Source organism: Paenibacillus sp. FSL K6-2524 (genome assembly GCF_038005525.1).
Taxonomy (GTDB): domain Bacteria; phylum Bacillota; class Bacilli; order Paenibacillales; family Paenibacillaceae; genus Fontibacillus; species Fontibacillus anaericanus.
Genome location: NZ_JBBOSP010000001.1, coordinates 4,586,724 through 4,599,035, shown reverse-complemented (window position 1 = coordinate 4,599,035; position 12,312 = coordinate 4,586,724). Strand labels below are relative to the sequence as shown.

9 protein-coding genes and 1 other annotated feature are annotated in these 12,312 nt (G+C 44.6%); of the genes, 8 read left to right on the top strand and 1 reads right to left on the bottom strand.

The genetic code is table 11. The annotated features are described in order from the left end of the window. Nucleotides 1–29: 29 nt before the first annotated feature. Nucleotides 30–1,313, top strand: a complete 1,284-nt coding sequence (locus tag NST85_RS21495; protein ID WP_246054062.1) for a glycosyltransferase family 39 protein — start codon at nt 30–32, stop codon at nt 1,311–1,313. 76 nt (nt 1,314–1,389) lie between these two features. Next, nucleotides 1,390–1,658, top strand: a binding site (T-box leader). A gap of 53 nt (nt 1,659–1,711) precedes the next feature. After that, the gene (gene leuS / locus NST85_RS21490; protein ID WP_127192248.1) at nt 1,712–4,153 is read left to right on the top strand and encodes a leucine--tRNA ligase; all 2,442 of its coding nucleotides are present in this window, start codon (nt 1,712–1,714) and stop codon (nt 4,151–4,153) included. A gap of 40 nt (nt 4,154–4,193) precedes the next feature. On the opposite strand, the gene comER is transcribed toward leuS, so the two are convergent. Then, nucleotides 4,194–5,036, bottom strand: coding sequence for a late competence protein ComER (gene comER, locus NST85_RS21485; RefSeq protein ID WP_341190332.1), 843 nt, complete (start codon nt 5,034–5,036; stop codon nt 4,194–4,196). A gap of 114 nt (nt 5,037–5,150) precedes the next feature. Here comER and NST85_RS21480 point away from each other — a divergent pair, with 114 nt between their 5' ends. The 6 genes from NST85_RS21480 (at nt 5,151) to holA (ending at nt 12,244) form a co-directional block, all read left to right on the top strand. Beyond that, nucleotides 5,151–5,690, top strand: a complete 540-nt coding sequence (locus NST85_RS21480) for a ComEA family DNA-binding protein (RefSeq protein WP_341190331.1) — start codon at nt 5,151–5,153, stop codon at nt 5,688–5,690. Between the two features lie 18 nt (nt 5,691–5,708). After that, nucleotides 5,709–6,227 (top strand): deoxycytidylate deaminase, encoded by a 519-nt coding sequence (locus tag NST85_RS21475; protein ID WP_127192251.1) that lies wholly within the window; start codon nt 5,709–5,711, stop codon nt 6,225–6,227. 140 nt (nt 6,228–6,367) lie between these two features. Then, nucleotides 6,368–8,983 (top strand): ComEC/Rec2 family competence protein, encoded by a 2,616-nt coding sequence (locus tag NST85_RS21470; protein ID WP_341190330.1) that lies wholly within the window; start codon nt 6,368–6,370, stop codon nt 8,981–8,983. A gap of 232 nt (nt 8,984–9,215) precedes the next feature. After that, nucleotides 9,216–9,764 carry an RNA polymerase sigma factor gene (locus tag NST85_RS21465; RefSeq protein ID WP_127192253.1) on the top strand — a complete coding sequence of 183 codons (549 nt, stop codon included), beginning with the start codon at nt 9,216–9,218 and terminating at the stop codon, nt 9,762–9,764. Next, complete coding sequence (locus NST85_RS21460; protein WP_127192254.1) at nt 9,761–10,900, top strand: zf-HC2 domain-containing protein; 1,140 nt, start codon at nt 9,761–9,763, stop codon at nt 10,898–10,900. Before NST85_RS21465 ends, NST85_RS21460 begins: the two co-directional genes overlap by 4 nt. A gap of 324 nt (nt 10,901–11,224) precedes the next feature. Next, entirely contained in the window at nt 11,225–12,244 is a 1,020-nt protein-coding gene (gene holA / locus NST85_RS21455; RefSeq protein ID WP_127192255.1) for a DNA polymerase III subunit delta, read from the top strand. Nucleotides 12,245–12,312 lie beyond the last annotated feature (68 nt).

The window sequence follows — 12,312 nt, the reverse complement described above, 5'->3', positions numbered from 1 at the left end:
AATCGTTCTTGGAGGTTGTTCAATTGACAATGGATATTACGGGAAAGCCCAATGTAATGAAACGAATCATGGTTACTGTATTTCGGGATACTAGGCCGGTTATCTTAATGTCTTTATTGCTAGTGTTTATACTAGCCGTTTATCTGAGAATGGACTTCCTTAATTCTGTCGAGCATAATCTATCTCATGATTCTAAGGGATATGATGTGATGGTCAGACAATGGATTGAGGATGGTGTGTATGCGTACAAAGATACTGAGCCGAATGCAAAAGTAACACCAGGATATCCAGCATTCATGGCTATCGTTTATAAAATGGTGGATTACACCAAACATGATCCGTTTTATATGATTCGGTTGATTCAAGTGTTTCTTAGTATGTTCACTTTATATCTAATCTACCGCCTAGCCAGAAGGCTGGGAGGGGCTGGAGTTGGGCTGGGCGCTGCCGCTATTGGTGCTGTATATCCATCATTCATATGGAGTAATGGAGCCGTTCTTACTGAGGTTTTATGTACTTTTTTCTTAACGTTGTATATCTATGTTCAATTGATTTCTTTGGAGCAGAAAAAGATGTCTTTTGCGCTATTAAGCGGTGCTTTACTGGGACTAACTGTGCTTGTTCGATCTGAATTTCTACCGATCCTACTGGTGAGCCATGGCGTGGGATATTTGTGGCAGAGGAACTTTATGAAGATCCTGAAGTTATTACTCATTTCAGTAGTGGGCACAGCTATTATTCTATCCCCATGGGTTATCCGAAATATGATTACTTTGAACAAGGTGATTATTGCCTCAACTCAAGTGAATCCTTTTGCTGCTGGAACGTACCCTTATAAGAATTATGCTGACAGAATGGTTGAGACGAAGGGTAAAACTCAGATGGAAGTTGCCAAGGAACGGATACGCGTTGGTTTTACAGAGCATACTTTGAAATATGTTACATGGTATACGGTGGGGAAATTAGCTTACATATATGGGAAAATGTTTTCGGGAAGCGGTCATACTCCTTTTTATACGGTCATTCCAATTCTTCCGCAGAACATTCTTCATTGGGGATTGATCGGGTTGTTCCCATTAAGTTTCGTTCGAGGGATTCGCCTATGGAAAAGTCCAGGATTTCTACTAGTTACGATCGTGGTAGCTATGTCCACGCTGCGTTTGTTGTTTGTACCAGAAACGAGATATAATTTCACAGTCATGCCCATGATTATTATACTAGACTGTGTTACGGTTGCTGCAATGATTCAATGGTACTCCGAGAGAAGATTAAATAAGAATATAAATCTAGGTAGATCCGGTGCAACAGGTTAGAGTAAGAACGGGTTTCGACTAGGGTGTATTGACTTTTCGACTATTTTAGATATAATGGTGGGTGAATAAATCGAAATAATTTGCGATGACAAGGAGTAGTAGTTTCGTGATGTCCACCCAGAGAGACGGCGATTGGTGAAAGCCGTTGGGCAGCATAAATGAACTCACCTTGGAGCTTATGATGCAAGCATGTTTGGGAATAAGGAATTTATTTTCCTTAATATTTTCGATTCATGTGTAACATCATCGTTCTCACCCGCGTTAAGGGTGCAAAGTGAGTGGAGGACAAAGCATGTCCGACACTAACTAGGGTGGTACCACGGGAATATACCTCTCGTCCCTAGCGATGATTCGCTATGGATTGAGAGGTTTTTTTTACATTTGAAGGAGGATTTAACATGAGTGACACAACAGTATCTCGCGACTTTTACAATGCACAGTCCATTGAACCGAAATGGCAGGCATATTGGGACAAACATGAAACATTTAAGACTCGGGAAGAATCAGGGAAACCAAAGTTTTATGCGTTAGATATGTTCCCTTATCCCTCAGGAGCAGGGTTACATGTAGGCCATCCTGAAGGTTACACGGCAACAGACATCATTTCCCGTTACAAACGGATGCGTGGCTACAATGTACTTCATCCAATGGGTTGGGATGCATTTGGTTTGCCAGCAGAGCAACATGCTCTTGATACGGGTGAGCATCCTCGCCACTTTACAGTTAAGAACATTGACAATTTCCGACGTCAGATTAAATCGCTCGGATTTTCTTACGATTGGGATCGAGAGATCAGTACGACGGATCCAGAGTATTATAAATGGACCCAATGGATTTTCATTCAGCTCTTTAATAAGGGTCTTGCTTATGTGGCTGAAGTACCTGTTAACTGGTGTCCCGCACTTGGAACGGTACTGGCGAACGAGGAAGTTATCGATGGCAAGAGTGAGCGTGGTGGACATCCAGTTGTCCGTAAGCCAATGCGTCAATGGATACTGAAGATAACGGATTATGCAGAGAGATTGTTGGAAGATCTAGAAGAGCTGGATTGGACAGAGAGCATCAAGGACATGCAACGTAACTGGATTGGCAAATCCGAAGGTGCAGAAGTTGTGTTCGAGATTGAAGGACATGATGAGAATTTAACTGTCTTTACAACTCGTCCAGATACACTATTTGGCGCCAGCTACGCGGTGCTTGCACCGGAACATGACCTAGTTGCTAAGATTATGACGGATGCTCAGCGGGATGCTATTAAGGCATATCAAGAGCAGGCGAGTCGTAAGAGTGATCTGGAACGGACGGATCTAGCTAAGGATAAGACAGGTGTATTCACTGGTGCGTACGCGATTAATCCTGTGAATGGTGCAAAACTACCGATCTGGATCGCAGATTACGTATTGGCTGGTTATGGTACTGGTGCGATCATGGCGGTTCCAGGACATGACGAGCGTGACTACGAATTCGCGAAACAGTTCCAATTGGATATTATTGAGGTTGTATCTGGTGGAGATCTTGCTAATGAACCTTATGCTGGCGATGGCCCACATGTTAACTCCGATTTCCTTAATGGACTTCGCAATGATGAAGCGAAGAAAGTGATGATTACTTGGTTGGAAGAGAACGGTAAAGGCCGTGGCAAAATCACGTATCGTCTTCGTGATTGGTTGTTCAGCCGCCAACGTTATTGGGGTGAGCCTATTCCAATTCTGCATTTAGAAGACGGTACGATGAAGCCAGTTCCTGAAGATCAGTTACCGCTGCTCTTACCAGATGTGGATCAGATCAAACCATCCGGTACAGGCGAATCTCCACTTGCTAACGTATCTGAGTGGGTGAATACAACCGATCCAGAGACCGGCATGCCGGCCCGCCGCGAGACGAATACGATGCCGCAATGGGCGGGAAGCTGCTGGTACTATTTACGGTATATCGATCCTCATAACGATAAGGAACTTTGCTCTCCAGAGAAGCAAGAGCAATGGTTGCCTGTGGATCTCTATATCGGCGGTGCTGAACATGCGGTTCTTCACTTGTTGTATGCCCGCTTCTGGCATAAAGTACTGTACGATCTAGGTGTTGTATCGACGAAAGAGCCATTCCATAAGCTTGTCAATCAAGGAATGATCCTCGGAGATAACAATGAAAAAATGAGTAAATCCCGCGGGAATGTTATTAATCCTGATGAGATCGTTAATGCTCAAGGCGCAGATACTCTACGCGTATATGAAATGTTCATGGGTCCATTGGAAGCAACCAAACCATGGAATGTTAACGGCGTAGAAGGTGTACATCGTTTCTTGGCTCGAGTATGGCGCTTATTTATCACAGAAGATGGAACTCTGAATGCAAAAATTTCAGATGACCAAGGCAGTGATGACTTTAAACGTACTTGGCACAAGAGTATCAAGAAAGTGACGGAAGATTTGGAAGCACTTCGTTTCAATACAGCGATAAGCCAATTGATGATCTTCGTTAATGAAGCTTACAAAACAGACACAATTCCTAAAAAAGCGGCTGAGAACTTTGTGCAAATGTTAGCTCCACTTGCGCCTCATATCGCCGAAGAATTATGGGAACGGCTTGGTCACAACGAAAGTATCACTTACGAACCATGGCCGACCTTTGATGAAGCATGGACGGTTGAGTCTGAAGTTGAAATTGTTGTTCAGGTCAATGGTAAAATCGTAGACCGGACCAAAATTTCCAAAGACCTTGATCAAGCAGCAATGCAAGACCATAGCTTGAATCTTGCTAGCGTGAAGCAAGCTATAGAAGGAAAAACAATTCGCAAAGTTATAGCTGTGCCTGGTAAACTCGTCAATATCGTGGTTGGCTAAGTCATAAGGTAAACTTGCTGCGAATGCTAGTGACAATTTATCAGCCTCGAGTGTTCTGAGCGATGTTGTTAAACGAAATTTCTAGCTTACTGAGGTCCTCATCGTATTTCCGATGAGTGACTTCAATCAAGCTGGGGAACACGCCCTGTAGGCGTGATTCTAGAATCGCTAATCCTTGGGCAGTAACTCCACCAGGGACAGCAACACGTTGTTGTAACTCTTCGAGTGTGAAGCCACCTTCTGTTAGCAATTTGCCGGTACCTACAAGCATTTCTGCTCCCAGGATGGTGGCTTCTCTTCTTGAGATGCCCGTGAGCTCTGTGGCAGAATCTATCCATTGCTGTAGGATGTATGAGATGAAGGCAGGACCACAGCTTGCAATGTCCGAGGCGATCCGTGTTTCCGTCTCTCTAAGGGCAAGAGGAGTTCCCACAGAAGACATGAGTTGTTCCAGTAGGATTCGGTTCTCTGGTTGGATTCGCTTGCCGTAGATGCAGAGTGAAGCTCCACTATGTACTGAATTCGTGATGCTAGGTATGATTTTAGCAACTTTCGATGGGATAAGATTCTCAAGCATTTGGATGAGGACAGGGCTTGTGATAGAGATGACGATTTGATCTTCAGTTAATACGTCACGGATTTCTGAAATGACGCTTGGGAAATCGAGTGGTTTCACACATAGGAATATAATATGGCTCCCTCGCGCTGCTTCAACGTTGCTATGCGTGATATGAAGTCCTGGATGCCGTTTGGCTAACAGTTCTGCTTTATGTGATGAACGATTGGTGGCATAGATGTTGTGCGGTTGTAAAGCACCGGAACGCAGGAAGGCTCCAATTAGTAAACTACCCATAGATCCTGTCCCGATGAAAGTTACCTTCATCCTGATCCCCTTTCCGTGCAAATTGCACATATCTTCGTCATTTATATATGTATGCATCTTGAATGGATCTTCATGACTTTGAAAGACAGATTCTTTTGAGATGGGGTGCATGGGATGAAAAAAGAGTATATGTTAATTGCGGTTGTTTCGGCGATAATTGGGGCTGGGCTCATGTTTGTGGCTGTTGGAGGAAATGGGAACTCGGGCATTGAAGGATGGGTTCCTGTTAATAGCGAAGTTGTATCGGCTATGGAGAAAAATGTTGATGCTGTGGATAATCCAACTGGTAATGCAGTAACTGACGCTGTTAAGCCCGCTGATATAAGCAAGCAGGATATTGCGAATGGGAATCCTGAGACGAGTTCAGAATCGCCTGAACTGAATGCTAGTAGCACTGCGAAAACAGAGATAGATATATCAGAAACTACGATTTCACCAGTGCAGCACCAGCAACAACAGAGCGACCTGATTAACATTAATACAGCGGGACTGGCTGAGCTACAGGACATTCCAGGTATTGGCGAGAAAAAGGCGCAAGCCATTGTTGATTATCGCAATACACATGGTGCTTTCACCTCTGTAAGTGATCTTACAAAGGTGAAGGGAATCGGTGACAAAATGCTGCAAAAAATGAAGTCTCATATTGGGCTTTAAGAACAGGAGACAATTAGGATGAATCATGACACACGTAAAGATTGGGATACGTATTTCATGGATATTGCTTATATGGTGTCGACACGTTCAAGGTGTAATCGGCGGCATGTCGGTGCTGTGTTGGTTCAAGGCAAGAAGTTGCTCGGAACAGCGTATAATGGGGCACCATCGGGTGTCCCCGATTGTTCGGAAGCCGGCTGTATGATCGCGGAAGAGTACGAATTAGTTACGGTGGATGCCGAGGAGAAGATGATCAAAAAACAGCGCTGCGTGAGAACCATTCATGCGGAGCAAAATTTGCTGCTGTTCACGGATCGGATTGATCGTGAGGGCTCCAGTGTCTACGTTACGGATCAACCTTGTTGGACATGCGCGAACATGCTTGCAAACAGTGGAATTACGGAAATCGTATTCCATCGTCCTTACCTCAAGGATGCGGAGAAAGTAACCGCAATGATGGATCAGAAAGGGATATCGTTCCGTCGTTTGGATGCTTATCAACCTCCACAAGAAGCAGTGGGTAAGGTAGAAGATTAACTATTAATGATCAAGATGATTGTAATTTAAATCGGATATAAGATCGATTGGGGAAGAACCTCCATCTGCTGGTAATGGCAGAGGGGGTTCTTTTTTTGCATGTAGATAGCGAGATTTGTAGAAAAGGGGGAATACATAATATGAATCGAAGACCGCTCACGGCGGCAGCCTGTTGCTGGATTGTTGGCAGCGGAATGGCCAGTTTATATGAAGGGTCAACACTTTGGTTGTTATGGGCTGGAGTGTCGATGTTCTGCCCGCTTCTGGTGGCGATAAGGTATGTTCCGTGGACACGAATCCTAATCCTCTGGCTGATTTTCTCGTTGGGTGCTGCTTATTGGATATATAACGATGGGAGAAATGTGAGCCACATTCCGGAGGCATTGTATGCTGATAGTACAGTACCCATGGATGGGGCAGCGGTTCAAGCAGAAGGGACGATTATTTCTTCGGTAGAAATCGATGGAGATCGTGTTAGTTTTGATATGTCACTTTTGATGATCGGGCTTGTTAACTCTTCAGGGAGTGGCTCAAATTCTCATGCCGAAGAAAGGGCAGCTGCTGGAGAACGAGTGACGGTACAGCTTCGACTTTCCACAATTGAGGAACTTGATATTGCAGAGAAATGGCGGCGAGGAGAGGTCGTCAAATTGAGTGGTAGTTTGGAACGTCCCGGAACAGCTACAAATTTCGGAGGATTCAATTATTTTGATTATTTGCATAATAAGCGGATTCATTGGTTAATAAAGGCTAAAGGAGCCTCGGCGGTTGAGAACGCAGCGGGGTCTTTCAATACAGCTACCTTTTTCGGGTGGATTGACAACTTGCGCGCTGGTATCGGAGACATCATTGGACGATTATTTCCGGGTTGGCAAGCTGGCTACATGAAGGGGCTCATTATTGGATTATCCGATGAATTGGAGCGCGATAAATATGAGCAGTTTACTGGGCTTGGACTGACACATATATTGGCTATTTCAGGTAGTCATGTGGCGATTAATGTGGGTCTCATCTTTGCTGCGCTTAGACTATGTCGGGTAACGAAGGAGAGAGCATTACTTGTTGTCTTCTGGTTTCTTCCTGCTTATGTGTTGATCACGGGCTTCTCTCCATCAGTCATCCGCTCTGGGATTATGTCAATGCTTGGCGTATATTTACTGCAGCGAGGTCTACTAAAGGATGGGTTAAATGTGCTGGCTGCAGCGGCGCTTCTTATGTTAATCTGGGAACCTTATTTCTTGTTAAATGTTAGCTTCCAGCTCTCATTTGCCGTCACTACGGGACTAGTTCTATTTGTTCCTTTGATGGCACCCTATTTCTCATGGCTCCCTCAGAAAATTCGAGGGGCTGTGGCAATTACAGTTGCAGCGCAGATTGTTTCTTTTCCTCTGACACTATATTATTTCAACCAATTTTCGCTACTATCGCTAGTAGCTAATTTATGTTTGGTTCCTGTGATCAGTATCATTACGTTACCAGTAGGAACTGCTGCTTTGTTACTCGGTATGATCTGGCTGCCGTTAGGACAATGGATTGCATACCCTATAAAATTCCTGAATTCGGCTACTTTTCTAGTAACAGAATGGTTGAATGGACTAAATGGATTTATGACGTACTGGAAGTCTCCCTCCCTGCTGTGGATCATGGCTTTCTACGGGGGCGTATATCTTCTGTTGTACTGTAGTTCTCGGAGGGCCAGACTGCATCAGCATTCCGTAGTTACAGCAATGGACGATACGGTTCCGCTTCTTCCTCTTCAGGGAATGGACAAGCAACGCGGCTTCGATGATAGAAGCTTCCGTCTAGCGTGGAAAGGGATAGGAATAAGAGTGACCCTAAGTGTCATGGTGGTCATGCTTCTATATACGGGATATCAACCTGTTAATAGTAAGGGGATAGGTCATGTACAGTTTATAGATGTAGGTCAAGGCGATTGTATTCTCATCACTACACCAAGCGGTAAAAATATATTGGTGGACGGAGGGGGGACTGTGTCTTTTAGAAAACCCAGCGAAAGTTGGCGGGATCGTAAGGACCCCTTTGAAGTTGGGGCTAAGACAGTTGTTCCACTACTTAAGAAGCGAGGCATTCATTCTCTCGATGCTGTTATTATGACGCACGGGGATCAGGACCATGTGGGTGGATTGCAAGCCGTTCTAGAGCAGTTTCCTGTTCATTCTTTATTGATGAATGGAAGTTTAACTGATTCGAAGACGGTGACGAAGCTGATGTCCACGGCGATTACCAAGGATATTCAGATTTACTCCGTTTCACGGGGCATGACACTTAAGCCAGATGAATATACGACATTCGAATTTTTATTTCCGTTGCCTGCACATGGGGGGACAGAAGAAATTCCCTATATTGAAGAACAGAATCATGAGTCGGTGGTATTTCGGTTACAAATGGAGGGAGTTTCATTTCTATTTACTGGGGATATGGATGAAGCAGCCGAGCAGGAGATTGTGGCCATGGAAAAAGGTAATCAGGGCGGCGGTAGCGCTATGCTCATAGATGTGATGAAGGTAGCTCACCATGGGAGTAAAACATCGACCTCCGCGACATGGCTTAACTACTGGAATCCCAAGATGGCGGTTATATCCGTGGGTGCCACCAACAGCTATGGACATCCTTATCCCGCAGTAGTAGAGCGGTTATCAGGGCAAGGAGCTAATATCTTGCGTACCGATGTGGATGGTGAGGTTCAAATGGAAGTACAAGCAGGTGAATTAAGAGTACGCCGAAGATTGCCCTAACTGAACGGTAGGAGCGTATTCAATTATCTCTGTATTGGCGGGGGGATTCTGCCCAAAGTGTGTCTGGGTGACTTGACATGTTTTTTTTGGTATCCTAGATGAGATTGATATCATAACATTCCTTTTATACATGAAAAATTCTAATCAAAAAAGAAGATCAAAAAAAGAAACAAGTTTGCAACATATTGTCGGACAATATCGTCTGTAAGGTTGCAAGGAAGGGGGAGCCTTTGTGGTGGAGCATGGACTCATCAGAGCCGCTCAAACGGGCGATCGCGACGCTCTAATCACCCTATTGCGAGAGATTGAAAATGATGTGTACAAGACAGCTTATTATATTCTAAACAATGAGCAAGATGCTCATGATGCAGCTCAGGAGGCACTTATCCGAGTTTATACAAAAATTAATTCCTATGAAGAAAAAGCGCAATTCAAAACGTGGGTGCAAAGAATCGTCAGGAATATTTGCATTGATAAATTTCGGAGAAACAAGCCGACTGTTTCGATTGATGAACATGAACTTGTGTTTGAAGGAAAAGAGAGTGTCGAACGTGAAGTAATGTCCGGCTATATTGCACAGGATATTCGTGAAGCGATCGAGCAGCTCCCAGAGCAGCATCGAACTGTTATCGTTCTAAGATATTTACAGGATTTATCGTATAACGAAATTGCTGACTGTTTGGACTTACCGTTGAATACGGTTAAATCTTATCTCTTTAGGGCCAGACAGCAGCTACAACATTTACTCCAAGATTATCAGAAAGGTGGTGTATCAGGATGATTTGCCCGGAGGTGGTGGAATGGATGCATCGTTATGTAGACCATGATTTGAACGAAGAAGAGAGCCTTCTTCTGTTCGGGCATCTTCGTCACTGTGAGGATTGCGCCGAGAAGTTTGAACTTCTACAGAAGCTATCCGCTCAGTTGGATGAGCTTCCCTTAGTTGTTCCAAAGTATAGTATTGTTGATGCAATTCTCCCTCGATTGGACGCCATTGACCGGGAACGTCAGGAAGAAGAAAGCGCAGCTGAAGAAATGTCACCTGTGGTTTCCCTTCCTCTAGAGTTTGATCCGAACCGTAGGACTCAGCGCAAACCAAGTTCGCGGCGGGGCCGTCTATATAAGACAGGTGCACTAGGAACTATAGCAGCTGCTGTGATTTTAGGGATCTTTATAACCCAATACGAACCGCAAACGATACCTAATGCAGAAATGAAGTCAACGAATCAAAGTAACTCCCTTAGTTTCACTAGTTCGGAGACGGAGAGTTCAAGTGGAGACCAAGCACCTTATGATGGGGCTACTATGGATAAAGTAGTAACTGAGGATTCCGTAGCGGATACCGGTAAAGGAGATAATGCGCTGGGAGGGAATGATGCCCCTGCCGAAGCAAGCTCCCCGACAGAGGTCTCCGAGCCTGTACAACAACCGTACAAAGCGGATAAAGAGGTGCCAGCCGTTAGTGGTGATAAACCCAAGGATTCTAACCGCGAGGCAGCTACGCCTTCCAATAGTGGAGATCAAAAGGATAGCAATCAATCCCTTGGGGCATCCCCCTCTACAGGAAATAGTGAAGATGTAGGATTGGATCCAGAGCAATCGATTAGAAGTTTTCTTTTGGAGAACGATGAGGGGGATGTAGGGACTGCTCCGATGGCTGCAACGAATCATTGGACTTCCCCTAATGGTATCTTTCAAACTGAATTGCTGGACGGACATCTATATTTATATAAAGTAGTTACCCCCGAAGTAGAACGAACTCTAATCGTTGACCAATCGATTGAGGGCAACTGGGTCAATGGAGCATGGTCGCCTGATAGCAAGTCATTCTCTTATGAGGTTGAGCTGAACGGAGAGAAGACTTCATATACAATTGATCCGGAGAAAGCTGCTAACACGGAAACTGTTACTCCATAGATATGAAGTTTGCACCATTTACGGAGATATGGAATAGGTTAAGTATTATAGAGATAAAAATGAATGACCCTGAATCGTCGTATGACCGCTGGCGGGAATGTTTCTAGAGCTTTTCAGCCCGCGTTTATATAGATGTTCCGGGACAGAGGGATCTTTCGCTGTGAGGCGAAAGGTCCCTCTGTCGTGTTACGAGCACTACAATAGATGCATTCGACTAATCCAAAAAATCGAAGTATTATAGTAAGAAGTAATGGGGTCTTAAGGGTGAAACTATATACCTTATGGCAAACGGATTATAGATATAAATGTGGAAGGGGATGCCAAATGGACGCTAAAGCGGCGATCAAGGAAATCAAGCAGGGGCATGTATCCCCGCTTTATTTATGTTATGGTACCGAGAAATATCAGATACAGGAATTTATAGGTGTACTCAAAGAGACGATAGTTGATCGAGATCAACAAGATTTCGGGATAGCCACGTTTGATCTAGTTGAAACACCAATCGAAGTTGTAATAGAAGAGGCAGAGACGTTACCTTTCCTCGTAGAACGTAAACTAATCCTTGTTCGTGATTCGTCACTATTTACAGCGGGAAAAGAAGGCGGCAAGATTCAGCATAAAGTAGAAGCCTTACTATCATATATTGAGAATCCTGCTCCGCATAGCGTGATTGTCTTTGTAGTCCAAGGGGAGAAACTGGACGAGCGTAAGAAGATAGTCAAAACGATGAAGACGGCGGCTACGGTGTTATCCTTCATGCCTCTAGGCGGGGGGGAACTTACGCAGTGGGTTGCCCGTCAGGCAGAGAAGCAAGGATGTACGATTGGACGAGATGCTGCTGAGGCTTTGATTACGGCCGCTGGTGTACAGATGGCTGCTTTGGCTACTGAGATGGACAAGCTATGTTTGTACGCGGGTAAGGGCGGTGTAATCGGTGTAGACGCTATTAATCTACTTGTTGCGCGCAGTACAGAGCAGAATGTGTTTGTGATGGTCGAGTGCATCGCTGGATTGAAGCTGGAGCAAGCCATGGATATTTTCTACGATTTACTGAAACAGCGTGAGGAACCGATCAAAATTGCTGCGTTAATCGCACGTCAGTTCCGAATCATGTTGCAGGTGAAAGATTTGGCTCGTCAGAGCTATTCGCAGCAGCAGATTGCTTCTCAGCTAGGGCTACACCCCTATGCGGTTAAGATCGCGGGCGAGCAGGCCCGTAAATTTGAACCAGCCAAACTTCGAGGGGTACTATCGGAATTGGCTCAGCTCGATTACCAGATGAAGAGCGGGCGAATCGACAAAGTTCTTGGATTGGAATTATTTTTACTAAAGCTAGCAGTATAAATACGTTAATCACCATGTCAGTCATAAATATGTGTTGATTTGATATGGGGAGGAAATTACGTTGAAAA

What these genes read in the sequence shown, in the direction of transcription:
- NST85_RS21495 (WP_246054062.1), top strand. Translation starts at nt 30, where the DNA reads ATGGATATTACGGGAAAGCCCAATGTAATGAAACGAATCATGGTTACT.
- leuS (WP_127192248.1), top strand. Translation starts at nt 1,712, where the DNA reads ATGAGTGACACAACAGTATCTCGCGACTTTTACAATGCACAGTCCATT.
- comER (WP_341190332.1), bottom strand. Translation starts at nt 5,036, where the DNA reads ATGAAGGTAACTTTCATCGGGACAGGATCTATGGGTAGTTTACTAATT.
- NST85_RS21480 (WP_341190331.1), top strand. Translation starts at nt 5,151, where the DNA reads ATGAAAAAAGAGTATATGTTAATTGCGGTTGTTTCGGCGATAATTGGG.
- NST85_RS21475 (WP_127192251.1), top strand. Translation starts at nt 5,709, where the DNA reads ATGAATCATGACACACGTAAAGATTGGGATACGTATTTCATGGATATT.
- NST85_RS21470 (WP_341190330.1), top strand. Translation starts at nt 6,368, where the DNA reads ATGAATCGAAGACCGCTCACGGCGGCAGCCTGTTGCTGGATTGTTGGC.
- NST85_RS21460 (WP_127192254.1), top strand. Translation starts at nt 9,761, where the DNA reads ATGATTTGCCCGGAGGTGGTGGAATGGATGCATCGTTATGTAGACCAT.
- holA (WP_127192255.1), top strand. Translation starts at nt 11,225, where the DNA reads ATGGACGCTAAAGCGGCGATCAAGGAAATCAAGCAGGGGCATGTATCC.